At 73.6% G+C, this 22831-nt stretch carries 19 protein-coding genes; 8 read left to right on the top strand and 11 right to left on the bottom strand.

Annotation, left to right across the window (positions count from 1 at the left end):
• Window positions 1-357: 357 nt before the first annotated feature.
• Window positions 358-1515 (bottom strand): AAA family ATPase, encoded by a 1158-nt coding sequence (locus ACIQVI_RS15075; RefSeq protein ID WP_403595480.1) that lies wholly within the window; start codon window positions 1513-1515, stop codon window positions 358-360.
• A 123-nt stretch (window positions 1516-1638) separates the two neighbouring features.
• Window positions 1639-2061: an MmpS family transport accessory protein gene (locus tag ACIQVI_RS15070; RefSeq protein ID WP_403595477.1), complete on the bottom strand. Its 423-nt coding sequence runs from the start codon at window positions 2059-2061 to the stop codon at window positions 1639-1641.
• A 204-nt stretch (window positions 2062-2265) separates the two neighbouring features.
• On the opposite strand from ACIQVI_RS15070, the gene ACIQVI_RS15065 reads away from it, so the two are divergent.
• Together ACIQVI_RS15065 and ACIQVI_RS15060 are read left to right on the top strand one after the other, a co-directional pair.
• Complete coding sequence (locus tag ACIQVI_RS15065; RefSeq protein WP_403595474.1) at window positions 2266-3783, top strand: SWIM zinc finger family protein; 1518 nt, start codon at window positions 2266-2268, stop codon at window positions 3781-3783.
• 95 nt (window positions 3784-3878) lie between these two features.
• A complete protein-coding gene (locus ACIQVI_RS15060) occupies window positions 3879-5507 on the top strand; it encodes a DUF5691 domain-containing protein (protein WP_403595471.1) in 1629 nt (542 codons plus the stop codon).
• Window positions 5508-5721: 214 nt separating this feature from the next.
• On the opposite strand, the gene ACIQVI_RS15055 is transcribed toward ACIQVI_RS15060, so the two are convergent.
• Window positions 5722-6129, bottom strand: a complete 408-nt coding sequence (locus ACIQVI_RS15055) for a cobalamin B12-binding domain-containing protein (protein ID WP_030209190.1) — start codon at window positions 6127-6129, stop codon at window positions 5722-5724.
• Between the two features lie 303 nt (window positions 6130-6432).
• Here ACIQVI_RS15055 and ACIQVI_RS15050 point away from each other — a divergent pair, with 303 nt between their 5' ends.
• Both ACIQVI_RS15050 and ACIQVI_RS15045 read left to right on the top strand, forming a co-directional pair.
• The gene (locus tag ACIQVI_RS15050) at window positions 6433-7257 is read left to right on the top strand and encodes an esterase/lipase family protein (RefSeq protein ID WP_403595468.1); all 825 of its coding nucleotides are present in this window, start codon (window positions 6433-6435) and stop codon (window positions 7255-7257) included.
• 288 nt (window positions 7258-7545) lie between these two features.
• Complete coding sequence (locus ACIQVI_RS15045; RefSeq protein WP_403595465.1) at window positions 7546-9108, top strand: M23 family metallopeptidase; 1563 nt, start codon at window positions 7546-7548, stop codon at window positions 9106-9108.
• A 71-nt stretch (window positions 9109-9179) separates the two neighbouring features.
• Here ACIQVI_RS15045 and pcrA read toward each other — a convergent pair whose 3' ends face one another.
• Both pcrA and ACIQVI_RS15035 read right to left on the bottom strand, forming a co-directional pair.
• Window positions 9180-11624 (bottom strand): DNA helicase PcrA, encoded by a 2445-nt coding sequence (gene pcrA, locus ACIQVI_RS15040; RefSeq protein WP_403595462.1) that lies wholly within the window; start codon window positions 11622-11624, stop codon window positions 9180-9182.
• 123 nt (window positions 11625-11747) lie between these two features.
• Window positions 11748-12101, bottom strand: a complete 354-nt coding sequence (locus tag ACIQVI_RS15035; protein ID WP_351970715.1) for a hypothetical protein — start codon at window positions 12099-12101, stop codon at window positions 11748-11750.
• 438 nt (window positions 12102-12539) lie between these two features.
• Here ACIQVI_RS15035 and ACIQVI_RS15030 point away from each other — a divergent pair, with 438 nt between their 5' ends.
• Entirely contained in the window at window positions 12540-13646 is a 1107-nt protein-coding gene (locus ACIQVI_RS15030; RefSeq protein WP_403595458.1) for an NlpC/P60 family protein, read from the top strand.
• Window positions 13647-13677: 31 nt separating this feature from the next.
• Here ACIQVI_RS15030 and ACIQVI_RS15025 read toward each other — a convergent pair whose 3' ends face one another.
• Both ACIQVI_RS15025 and ACIQVI_RS15020 read right to left on the bottom strand, forming a co-directional pair.
• Entirely contained in the window at window positions 13678-14421 is a 744-nt protein-coding gene (locus ACIQVI_RS15025; protein ID WP_351970713.1) for a response regulator transcription factor, read from the bottom strand.
• Window positions 14418-15680, bottom strand: coding sequence for a PspC domain-containing protein (locus ACIQVI_RS15020; RefSeq protein ID WP_351970712.1), 1263 nt, complete (start codon window positions 15678-15680; stop codon window positions 14418-14420). The genes ACIQVI_RS15025 and ACIQVI_RS15020 overlap by 4 nt, the downstream gene beginning before the upstream one ends.
• Before the next feature lie 156 nt (window positions 15681-15836).
• On the opposite strand from ACIQVI_RS15020, the gene ACIQVI_RS15015 reads away from it, so the two are divergent.
• Both ACIQVI_RS15015 and ACIQVI_RS15010 read left to right on the top strand, forming a co-directional pair.
• A complete protein-coding gene (locus ACIQVI_RS15015; protein ID WP_403595454.1) occupies window positions 15837-17180 on the top strand; it encodes a PspC domain-containing protein in 1344 nt (447 codons plus the stop codon).
• Window positions 17167-17427 carry a hypothetical protein gene (locus ACIQVI_RS15010; RefSeq protein WP_121832917.1) on the top strand — a complete coding sequence of 87 codons (261 nt, stop codon included), beginning with the start codon at window positions 17167-17169 and terminating at the stop codon, window positions 17425-17427. The genes ACIQVI_RS15015 and ACIQVI_RS15010 overlap by 14 nt, the downstream gene beginning before the upstream one ends.
• On the opposite strand, the gene ACIQVI_RS15005 is transcribed toward ACIQVI_RS15010, so the two are convergent.
• The 4 genes from ACIQVI_RS15005 to guaA all read right to left on the bottom strand — a co-directional run bounded on the left by ACIQVI_RS15005 (window position 17337) and on the right by guaA (window position 22187).
• Complete coding sequence (locus ACIQVI_RS15005) at window positions 17337-17759, bottom strand: DoxX family protein (protein ID WP_403595451.1); 423 nt, start codon at window positions 17757-17759, stop codon at window positions 17337-17339. The genes ACIQVI_RS15010 and ACIQVI_RS15005 overlap by 91 nt on opposite strands.
• A gap of 393 nt (window positions 17760-18152) precedes the next feature.
• Entirely contained in the window at window positions 18153-19412 is a 1260-nt protein-coding gene (locus tag ACIQVI_RS15000) for a hypothetical protein (RefSeq protein WP_403595448.1), read from the bottom strand.
• 198 nt (window positions 19413-19610) lie between these two features.
• On the bottom strand, window positions 19611-20399 hold the full coding sequence (locus tag ACIQVI_RS14995; protein WP_351970709.1) for a class II aldolase/adducin family protein: 789 nt from the start codon (window positions 20397-20399) through the stop codon (window positions 19611-19613).
• A 195-nt stretch (window positions 20400-20594) separates the two neighbouring features.
• Window positions 20595-22187: a glutamine-hydrolyzing GMP synthase gene (gene guaA, locus ACIQVI_RS14990; RefSeq protein ID WP_351970708.1), complete on the bottom strand. Its 1593-nt coding sequence runs from the start codon at window positions 22185-22187 to the stop codon at window positions 20595-20597.
• A gap of 322 nt (window positions 22188-22509) precedes the next feature.
• Here guaA and ACIQVI_RS14985 point away from each other — a divergent pair, with 322 nt between their 5' ends.
• Window positions 22510-22803 (top strand): chorismate mutase, encoded by a 294-nt coding sequence (locus ACIQVI_RS14985; protein ID WP_351970707.1) that lies wholly within the window; start codon window positions 22510-22512, stop codon window positions 22801-22803.
• The last annotated feature ends 28 nt before the right edge of the window (window positions 22804-22831 follow it).

Here is a 22831-nt window from a genome sequence, read left to right as displayed (position 1 = left end):
GGGTGCCGGGCGGGGGCGTGGCGGGGGTCGCGGGCCGGGCCGCGACGGCGGAAGGGGTCCCGGCGGCCGCAGAGGTCTCGGCGGGGGTCCCGGGGGCGGGCGAGACCGCGACGACGGGAGAAGCCTCGGCGTGGACCGCGACAGCGGGAGAGACCCCGGCGCCGGACGAAGTCCCGGCAAGGGCCGCAGGGGCAGGCAGGGCCGCGACGGCGGAGGGACTCTCGGCCGGGCTCGCGACGACGGAAGGACTCTCGGCCGGGCTCGCGACAGCGGAAGGACTCTCGGCCGGGGCCGCGACGACGGAAGGACTCTCGGCCGGGGCCGCGACAGCGGAAGGCGTCTCGGCGGCGGGCCGCGTCATGTGCTCACCTCGCGGCAGGCGCGGTAGAAGTCCTTCCAGCCGTCCCGCTCCCGGACGACCGTCTCCAGGTACTCCTGCCAGACGACCCGGTCGGCGGCGGGGTCGCGGACGACGGCGCCGAGGAGGCCGGCGGCGACGTCCGCCGGGCGCAGGACGCCGTCGCCGAAGTGGGCGGCGAGGGCGAGGCCGCCCGTGACGACGGAGATGGCCTCGGCCGTGGAGAGCGTCCCCGAGGGGGACTTGACCTTCGTGCGCCCGTCGGCGGTGACCCCGTCCCGCAGTTCGCGGAAGACGGTGACGACCCGGCGGATCTCGGCGGCCCCGTCCGGCAGGGCCGGCAGCTCCAGGGAGCGTCCGAGCTGCTCGACGCGCCGGGCGACGATGTCGACTTCGTCCTCGGCGGTCGCGGGCAGCGGCAGCACGACCGTGTTGAAGCGGCGGCGCAGCGCGCCGGAGAGCTCGTTGACCCCCCGGTCGCGGTCGTTGGCCGTGGCGATGAGGTTGAAGCCGGGGACGGCCTGCACCTCCTCCCCCAGCTCGGGGACGGGCAGGGTCTTCTCGGACAGGATCGTGATGAGGCCGTCCTGCACGTCGGCCGGGATGCGGGTGAGCTCCTCGACGCGGGCCGTCATGCCCAGGGACATGGCCCGCATGACGGGGCTCGGCACGAGCGCGTCCCGGTCGGGGCCGTGGGCGAGGAGCCGGGCGTAGTTCCAGCCGTACCGGACGGCCTCCTCGGGGGTGCCTGCGGTGCCCTGGACGAGGAGGGTGGAGTCGCCGCTGACGGCGGCGGCCAAGTGCTCGGAGACCCAGGTCTTGGCGGTGCCGGGGACGCCGAGGAGGAGCAGCGCCCGGTCGGTGGCGAGGGTGGTGACGGCGACTTCCACGATGCGGCGCGGGCCGACGTACTTGGGCGTGATCACGGTCCCGTCGGGGAGCGTGCCGCCGAGGAGGTAGGTGGCGACGGCCCGGGGCGAGAGGCGCCAGCGGGCGGGCCGCGGCCGGTCGTCGGACGCGGCGAGCGCCGCGAGTTCGGCGGCGAAGGCGTGCTCGGCGTGCGGTCGCAGGACCTCGGTGGAGGCCTGTGGCCGCCCCGGCGCGGTGTCCGTCTCGGCACCGCCACCGGGCTTCGCGATGGTTTCGGGCACGGGCATGGATCCCCCTCCAGATCGTTCGACCTGCTGTGCGATCCACCGTGCACCATGCCACTGACAATCCGATGTCACCGCCGGTCAGGGGCGGTTGGAGGGGGTGGCGCCCCCCGATCCGGGCGGGGGTCAGCCGACGACCGGGGAGACGGCGACGCAGCCGCCCGCCACCGCCTGCTCGGCCTTGGCCTCCTTGATGACCTTGCCGTTGTAGGTGATCTTGCAGGTGAGGTCCGAGGGGTTGAGCGAGACGGGCATGACGGCCGGCGGCATGATCCCCTTCAGGGTCACCGTCTTCTTCCACGGGGTGGTGGGCTTCTCCTCCGACTCGATCTTCGGCTCCATCGCGGTGCCGCCGCCCGCGTGGTATCCGACGGACTCGACCGTGCTGCCGGTGACCTCGTACGTGACCTCATAGGTCTCGTTCACGGACTTGTCGACCTGGTCGACGGCCTTCTCGGCGGCCTCCGAACAGGCGCCGAGGCCGAGGGCGAGCCCGGTGACGGCGAGGGCGGAGACGGCGGTGCGGACGGTGCGGGTGGTGCGCTTCACTAGGGTCCCCCCGGGTGTGTGGATGCGAGCGTGGATCCCGCGCAGGGAATCGTAAAGGGAGAGTAAAGTCAAATCTCTTCGGCCCTCTCCCGGCCGCCGCGCGACCGGCTCCCCGGCCCTCCCCGACTCCCCCTCAACTCTCCCGCGATCGCGCGAAGTCGCAGGTCGGCGGCGTTGTCAGTGGCGCCCTCTAACGTCGTGGGCATGAAGGGCATGGGGGTGCGTCCGACGGTCGAGCAGGTGCTGGCACTGGCTCCTGACGAGGTGTCGCGCAGAGCGGGGAGCAGGCTCGGCACGGCCGGGTCGTGGTCGGGCACGGGGTGCGGCGACGGCGCCGTCTGGGGGCTGTGCCGGGACGGCGACGACAGGTCGTACCGGACGGTCGTCGACACCACGGGGCCCGTGTACGCGTGCGACTGTCCCGGCCGCGCGCTCCCGTGCGGGCACGTACTGGGCCTGCTGCTGCTCCGGGCGTCGGGCGGGGCCGCGATCGGGGAGTCCGCCGCGCCCGACTGGGCCGGTCGGCTGCTCGCGGAGGGCCGGGCCGGGGCAGGAAGGGCCGGGGAGGGAACGGCTGATGGGGGAACGGCCGGCGAGGGGACGGCTGATGGGGGGACGGCCGATGGGGAGTTGACCGGCGGGAAGTCGATCGGCGGGGGGCCGACCGGCGGGGGCCCGGCGGAGAGGGAGTCGGTCGATGGAGGGTCGGCGGACGGGGAGTCGACCGGCAGGAAATCGATCGGTGGGGAGTCGGCCGACAGGAGCCCGGCGGATCCCGTCGCGGCTCGCCGCCGGGCCGAGCGGAGGGCGGCCCGGATCACCTCGGGGACACGGGAGTTGGAGCGGCGGCTCACCGATCTGCTGCGCGGCGGCCTGGCGGCGGCCGGGCAGACCGGATACGGCCTGTGGGAGGAGACGGCGGCCCGCATGGTCGACGCCCAGGCGCCGGGACTGGCGGGCCGGGTACGGGAGTTGGGCGCGATACCGGGATCGGGGCCCGGCTGGCCCGTGCGGCTCCTGGAGGAGTGCGCGCTGACCCACCTCCTCGACCGGGCCTGGCTGGCCGCCGACCGGCTGCCCGTCCCCTTCGCGACGACGGTACGGACCCGGGTCGGCCTCCCCTCACCGGTCGCCGGGGCCCCGGTGCGGGACCACTGGCTCGTCCTCGCGCAGTACGACACGGGCGACACCCGGCTGACCACCCGGCGCGTCTGGCTGTACGGGACGACCGGCGGGCGCACGGCGCTCGTGCTCTCGTACGGGGCGGCGGGCCGGGCGCCCCGGCTGTCGCTTCCGGTGGGCGCGGTGCTCGACGGCGAACTGACCCCGCACACCGGCTCCGGGCAGCTGCGGGCGGAGCCGGGCGAGCGCTTCGTCCCGGTCGCGGGACCCGCGGCCCCGCCGCCGGGCGGCCCGGTCGGCGAGGCCCTCGACGCGTACGGGCGCGCGCTGGGCGGGGACCCGTGGCTGGAGGCGTGGCCCGTGACGCTGAGCGGGGTCGTACCGGCACGGGCGGAGTACGGCTGGCAGCTCGCCGACGCGGACGGCCACGAGGCGGTGCCCCTGACGCCCGCCGCCCAGACCCGCCCGGGCCTCTGGCGGCTGGTCGCCCTGTCCGGCGGCGCTCCGGTGACCGTCTTCGGGGAGTGCGGGCACCGGGGGTTCACCCCGCTCGCCGCCTGGTCGCCGGACGCCCCGACCGAGACGGTCCCTCTTCTGTGACCGCAGACCGCGTGACCGTGTGACCGCAGATCGCGTAACCACACGCCCCCGTACGCCTCTTCGTACGACTCCACCCGACCGCCCGGAGGAGCCCGATGGACACCACCACGACCGCCGAGCCCGCGTCCGACCGCCTCTGGGAGGAGCTCGTCACCTCGGCGCTGCTGGGGACGGACCGGCGGACGCCCACCGGACCCACCCACACGGCGGCCGACGGCGACGCGGCGGTCGCGCTGCTCGACGCCGCCGCGCTGCACACCGTACGGCGCAGGGCGGGGCTGCGCCCCGGGCCCGCCGTGCCCCCGCCGGAGCCCGCGCCCGAGGACCCGCGCGCACCGCTGCCCGAGGCGGCCCGGCGGCGCCTCGACCAGCTGCTCGCCGGGCGGACCGCGCCCTCGCCCGACGGGCGGCGCGGAACCGCGCCCGACCTCACCGAACTGCTCCCCCAGTGGCTGGCCCTCGCCGACGGGAACGGGTACAAGGCGCCGCCCGCCTCACTGCCCGCCCTGCTCGACGCGGCCCGAGCCCGCACCGATCTGCGGGCCCCGGTCCTCCGGTTCGCGGGGCCGCGCGGCCTGTGGCTGGCCCGGCTCAACCCCGAGTGGCGGTTCGCCCTCCGGGGCGCGGGCGCGGCCGGCTCCCTCCCGTCCCCCCGGGACGCGGAGGGGGTGCGGATCCTGTGGGACGAGGGCCTGTTCGCCGAGCGGGTCGCCCTGCTCTCCGCCGTACGAAAGGCGGACCCGGCCGCCGGGCTCGCCCTCCTCGCCTCCACCTGGTCCGCCGAGCGCGCGGAGGACCGGCTGATGTTCCTCGACTCGCTGCGGGCCGGACTCTCCGACGCGGACGAGAAGTTCCTGGAGGAGGCCCTCGGCGACCGCAGCCGCAACGTCCGCGCCACCGCCGCCGAACTGCTCTCCGCCCTGCCCTCCTCCGCCCTCGCGGAACGGATGGCGGCCCGGGCCCTGACCTGCGTCGGCTTCGACCGGACGGCCGACGTGCCGACGATCGGCGTGGAGGCCCCGCACGAGTGCGACGCGGCGATGCGGCGGGACGGCGTCGTGGCGGTCCCCCCGGCGGGCCGGGGCGAGCGCTCCTGGTGGCTGGGCAGGATCGTCGAGTCCGCGCCGCTGTCCTGCTGGCCGGCCAGGTTCGGGGGGCGCGGCCCGGAGGAGATCGTGGCCCTGCCGGTCGCCGACGGGTGGCGGGACGAGCTGCACGCGGCCTGGTGCCGGGCGGCCGTGCGGCAGCGGGACGCGGCCTGGTCGCGCGCGCTGCTCGGTTCGCCCGCGATCCCGCCCGCGACGGGGCCCGGCACCTCCTCGCTCGCCGAGCGGGCCCAGCTCCTGTCGATGCTGGATCCGGAGGAACGGGCGCTGTGGGTCGCCCGGTTCGTCGCGGCCCACGGCCTGTCGGAGGCGTTCCAGCTCCTCGGCGTCTGCGCCGTGCCGTGGGCGGAACCACTCGGCGGTGCGGTGATCGACGCGCTGGACATCGCGCGGGAGGCGGGCGGTTACCCGTGGAGCTTCAGCGGGGTGATGGGCCTCGCGGAGCGCTGCCTCGCCCCGGAGGCGGCCCGGCGGCTCGAACCCCTGACGGCCCGTCCGGACGAGGGCGAGGACACCGTCCCCGGCGCGGGCGGCTACTGGTCGGAGGCCTTCCAGCGCCTGGTCTCCACGCTCCGCCTGCGCGCGTCGATCCGCGCCGAACTCGCGCCGCCCGCCTGAGGATCCGTACGGAGACGACGAAGGGCCCTCCCGCGGGGGGAGGGCCCTGGACAGCGAGGGGGCACGACGCGCACGGACCGGGTATTGCGCGGCCACGCAAACGGGCTGAGCGCCAGGCGTCCGGGCGTGCGGACCGGCCACTACCCACGGCCTTTTGGACGGACCGGGTCCCGGGCGCGCGGACGGACCGGACCACGGGCGCGCGGACCGCGTCCTACGCGGCCACGCGGACGTTCGCGTTCACCCAGTCGACGATGGACGCCGTCGTCGCGCCCGGCGTGAAGATCTCCGCCACGCCCTTCTCCTTCAGCGGCGCGATGTCCGCCTCCGGGATGATGCCGCCGCCGAAGACCTTGATGTCCTCCGCGTCGCGGTCCTTGAGGAGCTCCAGGACCTTCACGAAGAGCGTGTTGTGCGCGCCCGAGAGGATCGAGAGGCCGATCGCGTCGGCGTCCTCCTGGATCGCGGTGTCGACGATCTGCTCGGGCGTCTGGTGGAGCCCCGTGTAGATGACCTCCATGCCGGCGTCCCGGAGCGCTCGCGCGATCACCTTGGCCCCGCGATCGTGGCCGTCGAGACCCGGCTTGGCGACCACCACGCGGATCGGACCGGTCACACCCATCACTGCCTCCACATGCGACCCCCGCGCCTCTTTGCCGGGGAGGTGAACGAACGTTATCCCCAGCATCCCGCAAGCGGCTGTTTCGCGGCAGGCAGCGAGGGGGAAATCACACGTGGGACATGTTCGCTCCGCGCCGTCCCCCGCTTCCGGGCCCTCCTCCTGGGCCCACCAGCCGCAGGCGGGGCCGGTCGCGAAGGGAGCCGCGACGAGGTCGCCGCGCCTCCGTGCCGCCGTCCGTGCGGCACGGAGGCGCGGCGCACCGGCCACGCCGTCCGGCCCCCCATGCCGTTCGGGAGGCCGGCCATGGAGTTCGCCAAGGTCACCACCCTGATGAAGGCCACCGCCCTCGAGATCGCGATCCTCACCGGCCATCTCGTCCTCTACCCCACCGGGATCGTGGCCGAGCGCCTCGCCCCCGCCCCGTCCGACGCCCCGGACGGAGGGCCGGACGGGCGGCCGGGCCAGGGACCCGCCCGGGGCAGGCGCCCCGTGCTGCTCCTGCACGGTTTCGTCGACAACCGCTCCGTCTTCGTCCTGCTGCGCCGCTCCCTCGCCCGGCACGGCCGTGACGGGATCGAGTCGCTCAACTACTCCCCGCTCACCTGCGACCTGCGGGCCGCCGCCGAGCTCCTGGGCCGCCGGGTGGAGGAGATCCGCGCCCGTACGGGACACGCCGAGGTCGACATCGTCGGGCACAGCCTCGGCGGCCTGATCGCCCGTTATTACGTGCAGTGCCTCGGGGGTGACGCGCGGGTGCGGACCCTGGTCATGCTCGGCACCCCGCACGCGGGGACGACCGTGGCCCGGCTCGCCGCCGCCCATCCGCTGGTGCGGCAGATGCGGCCCGGTTCCGGGGTGCTGCGGGAGCTGGCCGGGCCCGCGCCCGGCTGCCGGACCCGGTTCGTGAGCTTCTGGAGCGACCTCGACCAGGTGATGGTGCCGGTGGAGACGGCCCGGCTCGACCACCCCGACCTGCTCGTGCACAACGTGCGGGTCAGCGGCATCGGCCATCTCGCGCTGCCCGTGCACCCGACGGTGGCCGCCGGGGTCCGCGAGGCGCTCGACGCCGACGCGCCCGGCCTCCCGGCCCGGCGGGGAGAGGAGCCGGGCGCGTCCTCCGTGGCCTGACCGCGCGACGCCCCGCGACCGCCCGATCACACGACATCACCGCCGTCAACACGGTGGTCGCCCGACCGCGCGACACCCCCGTTCGAACTTTTCTCGAACACAAGGCCAAAGCTCTCTCCGCGAGCTGGTGAAACGCGACCGATTGCCCGTTTCCTGCGGCCGTCGACCCCTCCGAAGATTGTCCGCCGCGCATACCGCCGGGTACAGTCGCGCCACTGCTTCCCCCCGGGACACCCCTCGTCGGGCCCTCCCCGGACTGGTCCTGCTGCCGAGGCGAGAGAGACGTTGGTGAACGACCAGCACCCCCACGCCGGGTACGTCGGAGACGACGCCCACACCACTGGCAGCTTCGCCGCAGACCCGCTCTTCGGCACGTACCCCGGTGGTCAGGCCGAGCACAGCGGCCAGTGGGACCTCGGCACGTACGACACCGGCGCGCAGTACGGCACCACCGGGCAGTACGAGACCACGGGGCAGTACGACACGACCGGCCAGTGGGACACCACCGGCCAGTGGAACGTCGGGACCCCCGCCTACGGGACCACCGGTTCCTACGAGATCCACGAGACCTACGAGACCGGCGCGGCGCAGTACGACACCACGGGGCAGTACGACACGACCGGCCAGTGGGACGCCTCCGCCTGGACCGAGGCCCAGCACACCGGCCCGTACGAGACCGCCCACTCCGGCGCGTACGCCGCCCAGGGCGCGTACGGCTACGAGGCCTACGACGCCACCGGCCAGTGGGCCGCCCCCGCCTTCGCGACCGACACCGAGACCGGCGCCTACGACGCGACCGCGTGGAACCACGCGGCTCCGGAGCCCGAGCCGGTCGTCCCCCACCAGTACACCCCACAGAGCGAGCAACTCGCCGAGCACCCGGCCGAGTTCTCCTACGAGGACGCCGAAACCCCCGAGGGCGACGCGGTCCACGAGGACGACGAGGCCTACGGGACCGGTGAGGCCTACGCGGCCGACGAGACCCACGGAACCGACGAGCTGTACGCGGCCGACGAGGAACCCCACGGCGAGCCCGCCGTCGAGCTCCGTACCGACTCCCCCGCCGGCCGCCCCGTACGCCGTTCCTCCGGCGGCGGTCGCGGCCGTCGCCGTACGCCCGCCAAGCGGTCCGCGCTGCTGACCGTCGCCGTCCCCTCCGCCTGCGTCATGGGCGTCGCCGGCATCGCCGCCGCGTCCGTCGGCGGGCTCCCCGGCGCCGGCACCGGGGGCGAGAAGAAGGACAACACGACCGCGCTCGCCGCCGCCCCGGACGCCGTGAAGCCGGTCGTCGCCAACAACGCCTTCAACACCCAGCTCGACGCGCTCGACACCGACGCCCGCGACTTCGGCAGCCGCGTCAGCCGCACCCAGGAGCGCATCGACCTCAAGGTCCGCCAGGCGGCCGAGAAGAAGAAGCGCGAGGAGGAGGCGATCCGCAAGGAGGCGATGCGCCCCAAGTTCGCGCTGCCGGTGAAGCTCCACCGGCTCAGCGCGCGCTTCGGCCAGTCGGGCGTCAACTGGATGTCCGTGCACACCGGCATCGACTTCCCCGTGTTCAGCGGCACGCCCGTGATGGCCGCGACGGACGGCACCGTCCGCACCCAGCTGAACAGCGCGTACGGCAACATGGTGATCGTGACCGCCCCGGACGGCACCGAGACCTGGTACTGCCACCTCAGCAGCGCCAAGATCCGCTCCGGTTCCGTGAAGGCCGGCGAGGTCATCGCGTACTCCGGCGACTCCGGCAACTCCACCGGCCCGCACCTCCACTTCGAGGTCAGGCCGGGCGGCGGCTACGCGATCGACCCGCTGGCCTGGCTGCGCAGCCACGGCCTGGACCCGACGAGCTGACCCGCCGCTTACGCACGGAAGAGGGCCCCGGCTTTTCGGTCGGGGCCCTCTTCCGTGTCCGCGTACGTCCCTTACAGCTTCTCGACCGGCGCGTACCGCAGCAGCAGCCGCTTCGGCTTGTCGTCGCCGAAGTCGATCGTCGCCTGGGCGTCAGCACCCGTGCCGGTCACCGCCGTGACCGTGCCGAGGCCGAACTGGTCGTGCGTGACCCGGTCGCCCACCTGGAGCGAGATCACCGGCTTCTCGCCGGCCCGCCGCGTGGCGAAGCCCGAGGGGCCGGAGCGCGCGCGGGAGGAGGAGAGCGAGGAGGTGATGCCCGAGGTCGGCCCGGCGGGCTTCGCCATCGGACCGGTCCGCTTCCACTCCAGGTGCGTGGCCGGGATCTCCTCCAGGAAGCGCGAGGCCGGGTTGTACGAGGGCTGGCCCCAGGCGCTGCGCATCGCCGAGCGGGTCAGGTAGAGCCGCTCACGCGCGCGCGTGATGCCCACGTACGCGAGGCGCCGCTCCTCCTCCAGCTCCTTCGCCTGGCCGAGGGCGCGCATGTGCGGGAAGACGCCGTCCTCCATGCCCGTCAGGAACACCACGGGGAATTCGAGGCCCTTGGCGGTGTGCAGCGTCATCAGGGTGATGACGCCCCGGCCCTCCTCGTCCTCGTCAGGGATCTGGTCGGAGTCGGCGACGAGCGCGACCTTCTCCAGGAACTCGGCGAGGGTCGCGGGCTCCTCTCCCCGCTCCTGCTCGAACTCCAGGGCCACGGCGGCGAGTTCCTGGAGGTTCTCGATCCGGGTCTCGTCCTGCGGGTCGGTCGAGGCCTGGAGCTCGGCCAGGTAGCCGGTCCGCTCCAGGACCGCTTCCAGGACGACGGCGGGTCCGGCGCCGGACTCGACGACGGTGCGCAGCTCGTCCATGAGCGCGTTGAAGCGCTTGACGGCGTTCGCGGAGCGCGCGGCCATGCCGTACGCCTCGTCGACCCGCTTGAGCGCCTGCGGGAAGGTGATCTTCTCGCGGAGCGAGAGGGCGTCGATCATCGCCTCGGCGCGCTCGCCGATGCCCCGCTTGGGGACGTTGAGGATGCGGCGCAGCGGGACGTTGTCCTCGGGGTTGGCGAGGACGCGCAGGTACGCGAGGACGTCCCGGACCTCCTTGCGCTCGTAGAAGCGCACGCCGCCGACGACCTTGTAGGGCAGGCCGACGCGGATGAAGATCTCCTCGAAGACGCGGGACTGCGCGTTGGTCCGGTAGAAGACGGCGACGTCCCCGGCCTTGGCCTCGCCCGCGTCGGCGAGCCGGTCGATCTCGTCGGCGACGAACTGCGCCTCGTCGTGCTCGGTGTCCGCGACGTAGCCGGTGATCCGCGCGCCCTCGCCCGCGTTGGTCCACAGGTTCTTGGGGCGGCGGGATTCGTTGCGCTCGATGACGGCGTTGGCGGCCGAGAGGATCGTCTGCGTGGAGCGGTAGTTCTGCTCCAGGAGGATCGTGGTCGCGTCCGGGTAGTCCTCCTCGAACTGGAGGATGTTGCGGATGGTGGCGCCCCGGAAGGCGTAGATCGACTGGTCGGCGTCGCCCACCACGCACAGCTCGGCCGGGCCGAGGTCCTCGTAGCCGGTGCCGACCAGCTCGCGCACCAGGGTGTACTGGGCGTGGTTGGTGTCCTGGTACTCGTCGACGAGGACGTGGCGGAAGCGGCGGCGGTAGTGCTCGGCGACGTCCGGGAACGCCTGGAGCAGGTGGACCGTCGTCATGATGATGTCGTCGAAGTCCAGGGCGTTGGCCTCGCGCAGCCGCGCCTGGTACATCCGGTACGCCTCGGCGAGCGTCTTCTCGAAGCCGTCCTGCGCCTGGTCGGCGAAGGTCTCCTCGTCGATCAGCTCGTTCTTGAGGTTCGAGATCTTGGCGCTGAACGACTTCGGCGGGAACTTCTTCGGGTCGAGGTCCAGGTCGCGGCAGACCAGGGCCATCAGGCGCTTGGAGTCGGCGGCGTCGTAGATCGAGAAGGAGGAGGTGAAGCCGAGCCTCTTCGACTCGCGACGCAGGATCCGGACGCACGCGCTGTGGAAGGTCATGACCCACATGGCGTTGGCGCGCGGGCCGACGAGCTGCTCGACGCGCTCCTTCATCTCGCCCGCGGCCTTGTTGGTGAAGGTGATCGCCAGTATCTGGCCGGGGTGGACGTGGCGCGTGCCCAGGAGGTGGGCGATGCGGTGGGTGAGCACCCGGGTCTTGCCGGAGCCGGCGCCCGCGACGATGAGCAGCGGGGTGCCGGTGTGCACGACGGCGGCGCGCTGCTGCTCGTTCAGCCCCTCCAGGAGCGCGGCGGGGTCCACGACGGGGCGCGGGGCGCCGTCGCGGTAGTGCGCGTCCCGGGGCGGGGGCGCGTCGAAGTGCTCCCCGAAGAGGTCGTGCGGGACCTCCTCCGGGGCCGGGGAGCCCTGCTCGTCGTCCTCGGGATGGGGCGGGGGCTCCTCCGAGGAGTTCTGGAGACCGGCCAGGAAGCTGTCGTCAAAGAGGCTGCTCATCGCCTCACGAGTCTAGGACGCCGCGCTGACATCCGGGTCCGTCTTTGGGGGGCGGTCCGTGCGGCCGGGGTGCGGAACGGGTCACACCGGGGTCGCCGCCGGGCCGGGCCCCGGGCGCGCGGCTCAGGTCCAGACGGTCGCGATGAAGATGTTCGCCGTGGTCAGGCCGCCGACGGCGGCGAAGAGGCCCTTGTCGACCTTCTCGTCGTCCCGCTTGACGTAGACGAGGCCGAGGATCACGACGAGGATCGCCAGCTTGATGCCGATCTTGAGGTTGTTCACGGTCTGGTCGTCGGCCTGGTTGAGGCCGACGAGCGCGACGCCCGTGACCAGCATGGTCAGCGCGCCGTGCAGCATCGCGGGGCTGAAGCGGGCCGTACCGGCGCCCATCGCCTTCATCTGGGTGAGGAAGCCGCCGAGGAGGGAGGCGATCCCGATGACGTGCAGGGCGACGAAGACATTGATGAGTACGTCCATGGGGCGGAGCCTAACCGGGCCTCCGGCGGCCCCCTGCGGGCGGGTACACCCGCTCCCGACGCCCCGCTCCCAACGCTTCGTTCGGCCGGCCGGACGCCCGCCCACGGAAGCGTTTCGCGAAAGCTCCGCGCGTCCGCGCACCCGTGCGTCCCTGCGTCCCTACGTCCGTCCGGCCGCCGGAACGGCCCCACCCCATCACCCGGCGAAAGAGTTCGACCCTCCATCTGTCAACTGACGCCAATAACGGTCATCCCGTCATCCGGGCGTGACCCCGGGCCTAGCGTCCTCCACCAGGTGACCGGCTCCCCACCACCGCCGGCAGGTCGGCGGTCGTCGGTCACCCCCGCCGAGAAAACCGGCGGCGGTCCGTCCCCCTGTGCGGGCCGCCGCCGGCCCGGCGGACCCCGTCCCCCAGGGAAGAGGATGTGACCCGCCCTCGTGGCATCGCACCGAAAGACCGCACCGTCCCTCCTCGGTGGTCAGGCGGTCCGCACCGCCGCCACCCTCGCCCTCGCCTCCGCGGCGACGACGACGCTCTTCGAAGGGTCCGGACACGCGGACCCCCGCCCCACCGCTGCCCAGGTCAGGGCCCAGGTGGACCGGCTCTACGAGGAGGCCGGGGCCGCGACCGAGCGGTACAACGGAGCGAAGGAGAAGGCGGACGAGGCCCGCGCCGCCTTCGACCGGCTGCGCGACGAGGCCGCCCGCAGGACCCAGCGCCTCAACGACGCGCGGGACGCCCTCGGGGCCGCGGCCGCCGCCCAGTACCGCTCCGGAGGACTCGACCCGACGGTGCGGCTCGTCCTCACCTCCGACCCGGACCAGTACCTGGCACGGGCCGCGTTCGCCGAGCAGGCCGGCGACCGGCAGGCGACCGCGATCCGGGCCGTACGGCGCGAACTCGGCGCGATCGGGCAGCTGCGCGGCGAATCCGCGAACCGCCTGACCGCCCTGCGCGGCCACGAGGCCGAGCTGCGGCGGCAGAAGGCGGCCGTCCTCGGCAAACTGGAGGCGGCCAGGGTCCTGCTCGCCCGGCTGACCGCGGAGGAACGCGCCCGGTACGAGGCCGCCGTCACCGCCCGGACCACCTCCGCCGTCCCGGCGCGGACCGGCGGGCCGAACACGCCCGGCACCTCCACCCCCGTACGGGCCGACCGCTCCTCGGGCAGTGCACGCGGACCGGTGAGCGCCCCGAGCTCCCGGGCCGCCCAGGCCATCTCCTTCGCCCGCGCCCAGCTCGGCAAGCCGTACATCTGGGGCGCGACGGGCCCTTCCGGATACGACTGCTCGGGCCTCACCCAGGCGGCCTGGCGCGCGGCCGGCGTCTCCCTGCCCCGCACCACGTACACCCAGATCAACGCCGGAAAGCGCGTCTCCCGCTCCCAGCTCGCCCCCGGTGACCTGGTCTTCTTCTACTCCGGGATCAGTCACGTCGGGCTCTACGTCGGCGGCGGCCAGATGATCCACGCCCCCCGCCCCGGCGCCCCGATCCGGATCGCCCCGATCGACGAGATGCCCTTCGCCGGAGCGACCCGCGTGGCCTGACGAACCCGGCCGCCGGGGCCGCACCGCGGGTTCAGACCAGGCGGCGGGCGGTGGCCCAGCGGGTCAGCTCGTGGCGGTTGGAGAGCTGGAGCTTCCGCAGCACCGCCGAGACGTGCGACTCGACCGTCTTCACCGAGATGTAGAGCTGCTTGGCGATCTCCTTGTACGCGTAGCCACGGGCGATCAGCCGCAGCACCTCCCGCTCCCGCTGGGTGAGCCGGTCCAGGTCCTCGTCCACCGGGGGCGCGTCCGTCGAGGCGAAGGCGTCCAGGACGAAGCCGGCGAGCCGGGGGGAGAAGACCGCGTCGCCCTCCTGGACCCGGAAGATGGAGTCGACCAGGTCGGTGCCGGTGATCGTCTTGGTGACGTAGCCCCGGGCACCGCCCCGGATCACCCCGATCACGTCCTCGGCCGCGTCCGACACCGAGAGCGCCAGGAAGCGCACCGGGTCCTCGGGCGCGCCGAGCAGGCTCGCGCAGCGCCGCAGCACCTCGACCCCGCCGCCGCCCGGAAGGTGCACGTCGAGCAGGACGACCTCGGGACGGGTCGCGGTGATGACCGTGACCGCCTGGTCGACGTCGGCGGCCTCGCCGACCACCTCGACGCCGGTGACCTCGGTCCGGCCGATCTCGGCCTGCACCCCGGTGCGGAACATGCGGTGGTCGTCGACGAGCACCACCCGCACCCGGCGCCCGGCACCCGCCGCCGCCTCCGGGTCCGTCCCCGCGTCCGCGCCCGCCCCGCTTCCGGTCCCTGCTCCGGTCCCGTCGCTCATCCGTCCGCCCTCTCCATCTCGAGCTCCACTTCGGTGCCGCCGCCCTGGGGTGACCGCAGCCGGGCCGTACCGCCGTTGCGCTGCATCCGGCCGATGATCGATTCTCGTACGCCCATCCGGTCCTCGGGCACGTCGTCCAGGTCGAAGCCCGGCCCCCGGTCCCGCACCGAGACGAAGACCGTGCGGCCGTCCACCTCCGCGAACACCTGCACCGCCCCTCCCTCGCCACCGTACTTGGCGGCGTTGACCATCGCCTCGCGTGCGGCCTGTATCTGTGCGACCAGTCCTTCGTCGAGGGGGCAGTCGCCGACGACGACCACCTCCAGCGGGACGCCGTGCTTGTCCTCGACCTCGGCCGCGGCCCGCTTCACCGCCTCCGCGAGGGTCTCGGGCTCCTCGTCCCTGCCGGTGCCCTCCGGCTTGTACAGCCAGTTCCGCAGCTCCCGTTCCTGGGCGCGGGCGAGCCGCCGCACCTCGCCGGGGTCGTCGGCGTTGCGCTGGATCAGGGTGAGGGTGTGCAGCACGGAGTCGTGGACGTGGGCCGCGACCTCGGCGCGTTCCTGGGCGCGGATGCGCATGGTCCGCTCCTCCGTCAGGTCCTGCGACATGCGGACCAGCCAAGGGCCGGCCAGCAGTGCTATGCCGGTGAGGACGGCGACGGCCGCGGTGAGGGCCGTACCGAGCTGGGCGACGGAGCCGCGGACCACCACGAAGACCGCGAGGCCCGTGCCGACCAGGGCGACGCCGACGAGACCGCGGGCGAGCTGGAAGGCGCGTCTGTGGCGCCCGGGGTCGGTCCAGCTGGCCCGGCGGGCGTTGTCCGACTGGCGCCAGAAGACGGCCAGGCCGATGCCGGTGAGGATGGTGGGCCAGACGTACCGTCCCATCTGGCCGTCGAAGCTGGCGTTCCCGGCGACGACCGCGAGGCTCACGGCGAGCGCGGCCAGGGCGAAGACCTGGCCCCGGTCGGGCTTGCGCAGCCTGCGGCGCCCGTCCGGGGTGGTCTCGAAGACGGGACGCGGGGCGGTCCGCCCGCCGACGCCGAGCGGGACGACGATCCAGAAGACCGCGTAGAGCACGGCACCGAGGCCGTCCGCCATGGCGAGGACCGCGAACGCCGTGCGCACCCAGACGACCGGCAGTCCGAGATGTCCCGCGAGACCGCGCGCGACACCGCCGAGCCACCGCCCGTCGGCGCTCCGGTAGAGCCTGCGCAGGGGCGGTTCGTCGGTCTCGGTGACACGAGCGGATACGGACATGCACCGATCGTCACACGTCCGGCCCGCCCGGGACATCAGGGTCGGCCCTGAGATCTCCCCCGGTAAGGCATCGGGGAGAAGGGCCCCTCGAATATCAGGGTCGGGCCAGGGTCGTCCCCGGTGCCGCACGGCGTCACGGGCCGTCACCATGGAGGCATGACGAGTTCGACGCCTTCGCAGCACGAGGCCCCGCCGGCGGCGGAGGCCGCTCCCGCCACGCCGTTGCGGCGCTCGCGCGGAAGCAAGGTCGTGGGCGGGGTCTGCGGCGGTCTCGGCCGGTACTTCGACCTCGACCCGGTGATCCTCCGCGTCGTGATCGGCGTGCTGGCGGTGACGGGGGGCTTCGGGCTGATCTTCTACGGCTTCGCGTGGCTGCTGATCCCGCTCGCGGGCGAGGAGGACAACGAGGGGCGCAGGCTGCTGACCGGCCGCGTCTCCGGCTCCTCCCTCGCGGCCCTGCTGATGGCGCTGATCGGCTGCGGGGTCTTCCTGTCGATGCTGCGCAGCGGATCGATGCTGGGCTCCTCGCTGCTGGTGGCGTTCGCGGCCTGCGGGGCGGCGGTCTGGTCCCGGCGGAGACGGTCCGGGGCGGTCGAGACCGAGGGCAGGACGGACACGGCGGCGGCGCTCGCGGTCGCCGAGGCCCCGCCCGAGACGAAGGCCCCGCCGCTGATCGAGTACACCTCCTGGTGGAAGGACCCGATCGTGAAGGACGGCTCGACCGGCAGGGTGGCCGTCGGCTATCTGTGGGGACCGCACGGCGTCCTCGACGAGGACGGCAGGGTGAACGGCAAGGTGCCCAAGCCCGGCAGCCAGTGGGGTCCCCCGGACCCGGCGCCCGGGCGTCCGACGCCCTCGGTCCGGAAGAGTCCGCTCTCCATCAGCGGTCTCGTCCAACTGCTCGCGATGGTGGCGGCCGGCCTCGGCACGGCCCTGACCTGGGAGACGGAGCCGCTCGGCACCAGCCTGCAGATCGGTCTGGCCGCCGCGCTCGGGGTGTTCGGCCTGGGCCTCGTCGTCAGCAGCTTCCTGGGGCGGACCGGGTTCGGCACGGTCTTCATGACCGTGGTCACGGCGGGCCTGCTCGCCCTGGCGACGGCGATGCCCGACCGGATCACCACGGACTGGGCCCGCGAGACGTGGGCGCCGGCGTCGGTCTCCGCCGTGCAGCCGCGCTACGAGCTGGGTACCGGGGTCGGCACGCTCGATCTGTCGCGGCTCCCGGTTCCCGCGGGCACGACGGTCACCACCGGCGCGGAGGTGGGCGCCGGGCAGCTCAAGGTGATCGTCCCGAAGGACGCGGTCGTGAAGCTGCGCGCCAAGGTGTCGCTGGGCGATCTGCGACTGCCGGGGCAGCCGCCCAACGACATCGACATCGCGCCGGACCGCCAGGAGACCCACACGCTCGCGCCGCCGGCCGGAACCGTCCCGGCGGGCACCCTGGACCTCTCCCTGGAGGTCGCACTCGGACAGGTGGAGGTCATCCGTGCTGCTTCATGAGTTCCGTCCCGGCCGGCTGCTCGTCGGCCTCACCGCCCTCGCCCTGACCGCCCTGTACGCGGGCGACGCCACCGGGGCCTGGACGACCCCCTGGTACGCGATGGTCCCGGTCCTCTGCGGCGGCCTGGGCACGGCCGCCCTGGTGACCTGGGTCGCCTATCGAATACGGCGCCGTTCGGCGAGGAGCCGGTCCAGCGAGAGCACCGGGGCCCCGGCGAGCAGCAGCGGCAGCCAGGCCATCAGATAGACGAGGTCGTTGCCGAGGTAGTACGGCGACACCTGCCAGCTCACGGTCAGCCAGAGGCTCAGCGAGATCAGCGCGCCGCCGAGCGCCGCCACCCGGGCGAAGAGGCCGAAGAGGGTCCCGAGGCCGACGGCGAGTTCTCCGAAGGCGATGGCGTAGCCGAAGCCGGCGGGGTTCTTGAGGGCGAGGTCGACGAGGGCGGGGATCGCGGAGCCGTCCCGGACGCCGCTCATCGTCTCGCCGATGGATCCGCTGCCGGTGTCGGCGAAGAAGGCGGAGTCGGTGAGCTTGTCGAGCCCGGCGTAGACGAACGTGACCCCGAGGAAGATCCGCAAGGGAAGGAGGGCGTAACGGGAGGCGAGGGCCTTCCAGGCACCGGACCCGTCGCCACCGCCGGGACCATCGGAGCCGACGGGACGCCCGGGGCCGCCAGAGCCTGCGGAGCCACCGGGGCCTACGGGGCTGCTGGGGCCTACGGGGCTGCTGGAGCCACTGGAGTCCGCGGAGCCACCGGAGCCCGTGTAGCCGCCGGGGCCTCCAGAAGCACCGGGACCTGTGGAGCCACCGGGGCCGCTCCTCGTGCTGTCGGTGCCGTCGTCGGGGGCCCTGTCGTCGCCCCGGTTCGTCTGTTCCGTCATCGCCGGTCACCTCTCACGCCCCGTACGGCTGCTCGCTGAACGATTCTCCTCCGGGTGGGGGCCCGGGGGCGCGGGGAGAGGGCCGGACGGTCAGTCCACGACGTCGATCGTGACCCGGTTGGTCTCCACGCCCGCCGCCGTCACGACCGAGATCTCCGCCCGGCCCGGTTCCACGTCGGCCGGGAGGGGGACGGTCAGGGCGGTGTCGGTGGGGTTGGCGAAGCCGCCCGGGACCGGGACCAGGGGGACGTGGGCGTGGACGGGGCCGATGCGGACGACGAGGCGGGTCAGCGGGTCGGGGGCGCCCGCGCCCGGCGGGACGAAGCCGCGGCCGCGGATCTCGATGTCGTCGCCCGTGCGGATCGGGGCGTCGAGGTCGCCCGCCTCCCGGGACCGGACCACGGAGTGGATCGTGGGGCGGACGCCCTCGGCGCGCTTCGCGGCGAGGTGCCAGGCCGCCGAGACGGCGAGGAGGAGCACGAGGGACCGGGGGACCTCGGGGAGCCGGGCGGGGTCGTGGGCGAGTCCGGCGGCCGCGAGGGCGAGGACGGCGCCGGAGACCAGGAGGTACTGGACGTCGGCGAGGCAGGCGCGGCCGTCGTCGTCGCAGAGGAGGTCGGCGGCGCGGGGACGGTCGGCGGGCACCTTCTGGAGGCGGCCCGCCGCGATCCCGGAGGTGACGAGGAGGCGGGCGACGACGGTGACGGTCGCCACCAGGGCCAGGGCGGTGAGCAGGCCGGCGGCCCGGGACAGGCCGAAGGCGGTCGTGGAGTCGGCCGTGGCGGGTGGGCGGAGGACGAGGAGCCGGACGGTCAGGAGGAGGAGGGAGAAGGAGAGGAGCAGGAGCCAGGCGGCGGCGACGGCGCGGGTGGTGGAGAGCCGGTTGTCCTCGCCGGTCAGGGGCGCGAGGAGGCCGCCGCGCTCCCGGTGGGTGTGGGCGGCGGCACTGAGGAGGGCGGCGAGGACCAGGGCGGTGCAGAGGCCGGCCGTGCGGGCGGCGGTCCAGCCGGTTCCGACGGCGGTGAGGGCCTGGCCGAGGAGGAGGACGAGGACGGCGCCCCAGATGGCGCGGAGGGTGCCGCGCCGGAGCCGGTCGAGCCGGGCGGGTCCGGCCTCCCGGCCGTGTGCGGTGACCGCGCGGGCGGACTGGGCGAGTTCGTCGGAGACCCACTGGCGGGCGGCGACCGGGGAGTGGGCGACGGCGGCGGGGACGCCGTGTCCGGCGGCGAGTTCGTCGCGCCGGGCGAGGAAGGCGGCGACCGCGCGCCGGTGGCCGGTCTGCCCGCAGTGGGCGCAGTCGGCGCGGGCCGTCGCGTGCTCGCCGTGCTGTCTCGCCTCTTGAACCGCCACGGTGCTCACTTCCCGCGCTCGCTCCACGACGCGCGTCCGGTGCGTTCGGGTGCGTTCCGGTGTGCCGTGGAGGGCCAACGTGCCGTTGGTTCCACGGAATTGTGCCGTACCGGGGGTTCTCGTGAAGGCCGCGTGCACCCCGCCCAGGAGTGATTGCCGTGTCGTCGGATTGACGTACAGAAGGGTGAAGCGATGGTGTTACGACAGGAGTTCGGGCTCCGCTCGGCTGATCCTGCGCCAGAGGGGCTGGTAGTTGATCCAGGCGACGAGGTCGTTGCCGAGCTGTTCGCGGGTGGCGACGGCGTCGTGGTGGTCGATCAGGACCGGCTTTCCGGCCGCGCGGGCGGTCAGCTGGATGCGGGCGCAGCGTTCCAGGGCGATGAACCACCAGGCGGCCGCGTCGACGGAGGTGCCGACGGTGAGCGGTCCGTGGTTGCGGAGCACGATCGCCTTGGAGGCGCCGAGGGCGACGGCGATCCGGCGTCCCTCCTCCGCGTCCACGGTGACGCCGGTGTAGGCGTCGTAGAGGACGTGGTCCTGGTAGAAGGCGCAGGCCTCCTGGGTGAGCGGGTCGAGGAGTTCGCCGAGGGCGGCGAGCGCCCGGCCGTGGAGGGAGTGGGTGTGGACGACGGCGACGGCGTCGGGCCGGGCCCGGTGGACCTGGGCGTGGACGGTGAAGGCGGCCTGGTTGACGTGGCGGCCGCCGTGGAGGACCTGTCCGTCGCCGTTGACCAGGATGAGGTCGCTGGCGGTCGTCTCGGCGAACGGCGCCCCGAAGGGGTTCACCCAGAAGCAGTCGGGGAGCTCCGGGTCGCGGGCGGTGATGTGGCCCGAGACGCCCTCCTCGTATCCGAACCGTCCGAAGAGCCGGAGGGCGCCCGCGAGCCGCTGTTTGCGGTGGACGCGTTCCTCCTCGGCCGTCGCGTGGACGGGCGGCATGGCGAAGTGGAGCCGGTCGAGGGGGACGGGGTCCGGTATCACGCTCATGCGCCGGAAGGTAGTGCCCGGCCGGTCGGGTCACCAGAGCCCGGACACGACGAAACCGCCGAACCGGTGCCCCGGCGTGACGAAACCGCCGAACGGGCGCTCCGGCGTGACGAAACCGCCCGGCCGGCGTCCCCACACGACGAAACCGCCGCCCCGGTCGTGCGGGGCGGCGGTCTCAGGCGCGGGCGGGAGGGGTCACTCCCACTCGATGGTGCCCGGCGGCTTGCTGGTGACGTCGAGGACGACGCGGTTCACGTCGGCGACCTCGTTGGTGATGCGGGTCGAGATCTTGGCGAGCACCTCGTAGGGCAGGCGCGACCAGTCGGCCGTCATGGCGTCCTCGGAGGAGACGGGACGCAGCACGATCGGGTGGCCGTAGGTGCGGCCGTCGCCCTGGACGCCCACGGAGCGCACGTCGGCGAGCAGCACGACCGGGCACTGCCAGATGTCGCGGTCGAGACCGGCGGCCGTCAACTCCTCGCGGGCGATGGCGTCGGCCTCGCGCAGCAGGTCCAAGCGCTCCTTGGTGACCTCGCCGACGATGCGGATGCCGAGGCCGGGGCCGGGGAAGGGCTGGCGCTGGACGATCTCCTCGGGCAGGCCGAGCTCCTGCCCGACCATGCGGACCTCGTCCTTGAAGAGCTGGCGCAGCGGCTCGACGAGCTCGAACTCGATGTCGTCGGGCAGACCGCCGACGTTGTGGTGGGACTTGATGTTGGCGGTGCCGGTGCCGCCGCCGGACTCGACGATGTCCGGGTAGAGCGTGCCCTGGACGAGGAACGCGACCTCGGGGCCCTCCTCCTGGAGGATCTCCAGCTGCGCCTGCTCGAAGACGCGGATGAACTCGCGGCCGATGATCTTCCGCTTGGTCTCCGGGTCGGAGACGCCCGCGAGGGCGGTGAGGAAGCGCTCCTGCGCGTCGACGACCTTCAGCTGGACGCCGGTGGCGGCCACGAAGTCCTTCTCGACCTGCTCGGTCTCGTTCTTGCGCATCAGGCCGTGGTCGACGTAGACGCAGGTGAGCTGCGAGCCGATGGCCTTCTGCACGAGGGCGGCGGCCACGGCGGAGTCGACGCCGCCGGAGAGGCCGCAGATCGCGCGCTTGTCGCCGACCTGGGCGCGGATGGCCGCGACCTGCTCCTCGATCACGTTGCCGGTGGTCCAGCTCGGCTCGATGCCGGCGCCCCGGTAGAGGAAGTGCTCCAGGATCTGCTGGCCGTGCGTGGAGTGCAGCACCTCGGGGTGGTACTGGACGCCGTACAGCTTCTTCTCGTCGTTCTCGAAGGCGGCGACCGGCACGACGTCCGTGGAGGCGGTGACGGTGAAGCCCTCGGGGGCGGCGGAGCAGGCGTCGCCGTGCGACATCCACACCGACTGCTCGACCGGGGTGCCCTCGAAGAGGGTGGAGCCGGCCTTGGAGACGTGCAGCGGGGTGCGACCGTACTCGCGGGCGCCGGTGTTGTCGACGGTGCCGCCGAGGGTCGTCGCCATCAGCTGGAAGCCGTAGCACATGCCGAAGACGGGGACGCCCGCCTCGAAGAGCGCGCGGTCGAGACGGGGGGCGTTCTCCGCGTACACGGAGGACGGGCCGCCGGAGAGGATGATCGCCTTCGGGTTCTTGGCCAGCATCTCGGCCACCGGCATGGTGGACGGGACGATCTCGCTGTAGACCCGGGCCTCACGGACGCGGCGGGCGATGAGCTGGGCGTACTGGGCGCCGAAGTCGACAACGAGGACTACGTCCGGGTTGGTGACGTCGGGCGCGGCAGCGGGGGTCGCTGATGACACTACGGCGGCCTTCCGGCGGTAGGAGAGGGTCCCTCGAAAGGGGTGCTATTTGTCGATTCTACCGGCGCGCCGGTCGGACTTTTCGTCTCACCATCCGAACCCGGTTTGGCCCCGGGTCCGGGCCGGGGTCCATACTGTCGCCATGCGCAAGCACCCGACCTTCGTCTTTACCTATGGCAACCGGCCCACCGGCTGCCATGGTCGTGCTGCTTGAGCAACTGACAAGCGACTTCCCAGGCGCCCCGGGCCGACAAGGCCCGGGGCGCTCTGTCGTTTCCGGGCCGGACCGCCCCGGGGCATCCGACACCCCAGGAGCCCCACCATGACGACGCACACCGCCACCACCGAGAAGACCGGCGCCCGCACCGACGAGGCGGCGGCGCTGATCGGCGACGCCCGCGAGCGCATCGACGCCCTCGACGACCGGATCATCGGTCTCGTCCAGGAACGGATGGCCGTCTCGGCCGTCATCCAGGAGGCGCGGATCTCCTCCGGCGGCCGCCGGGTGAACCTGAACCGCGAGATGGAGGTCCTCGGCCACTACAGGGACGCGCTGGGCAAGCCGGGCACGGCGATCGCGATGACGGTGCTGGAGCTGTGCCGGGGACGCGTCTGAGTGGGTGCCCGCACCCGAGTTCGGACCC

The organism is Streptomyces sp. NPDC098101 (genome assembly GCF_044760185.1).
In the GTDB taxonomy this organism is placed as follows: domain Bacteria; phylum Actinomycetota; class Actinomycetes; order Streptomycetales; family Streptomycetaceae; genus Streptomyces.
This window is presented reverse-complemented; position numbering and strand designations above follow the sequence as displayed.

What these genes read in the sequence shown, in the direction of transcription:
- ACIQVI_RS15075 (WP_403595480.1), bottom strand. Translation starts at nt 1,515, where the DNA reads ATGCCCGTGCCCGAAACCATCGCGAAGCCCGGTGGCGGTGCCGAGACG.
- ACIQVI_RS15065 (WP_403595474.1), top strand. Translation starts at nt 2,266, where the DNA reads ATGAAGGGCATGGGGGTGCGTCCGACGGTCGAGCAGGTGCTGGCACTG.
- ACIQVI_RS15060 (WP_403595471.1), top strand. Translation starts at nt 3,879, where the DNA reads ATGGACACCACCACGACCGCCGAGCCCGCGTCCGACCGCCTCTGGGAG.
- ACIQVI_RS15055 (WP_030209190.1), bottom strand. Translation starts at nt 6,129, where the DNA reads ATGGGTGTGACCGGTCCGATCCGCGTGGTGGTCGCCAAGCCGGGTCTC.
- ACIQVI_RS15050 (WP_403595468.1), top strand. Translation starts at nt 6,433, where the DNA reads ATGGAGTTCGCCAAGGTCACCACCCTGATGAAGGCCACCGCCCTCGAG.
- pcrA (WP_403595462.1), bottom strand. Translation starts at nt 11,624, where the DNA reads ATGAGCAGCCTCTTTGACGACAGCTTCCTGGCCGGTCTCCAGAACTCC.
- ACIQVI_RS15035 (WP_351970715.1), bottom strand. Translation starts at nt 12,101, where the DNA reads ATGGACGTACTCATCAATGTCTTCGTCGCCCTGCACGTCATCGGGATC.
- ACIQVI_RS15025 (WP_351970713.1), bottom strand. Translation starts at nt 14,421, where the DNA reads ATGAGCGACGGGACCGGAGCAGGGACCGGAAGCGGGGCGGGCGCGGAC.
- ACIQVI_RS15020 (WP_351970712.1), bottom strand. Translation starts at nt 15,680, where the DNA reads ATGTCCGTATCCGCTCGTGTCACCGAGACCGACGAACCGCCCCTGCGC.
- ACIQVI_RS15015 (WP_403595454.1), top strand. Translation starts at nt 15,837, where the DNA reads ATGACGAGTTCGACGCCTTCGCAGCACGAGGCCCCGCCGGCGGCGGAG.
- ACIQVI_RS14995 (WP_351970709.1), bottom strand. Translation starts at nt 20,399, where the DNA reads ATGAGCGTGATACCGGACCCCGTCCCCCTCGACCGGCTCCACTTCGCC.
- ACIQVI_RS14985 (WP_351970707.1), top strand. Translation starts at nt 22,510, where the DNA reads ATGACGACGCACACCGCCACCACCGAGAAGACCGGCGCCCGCACCGAC.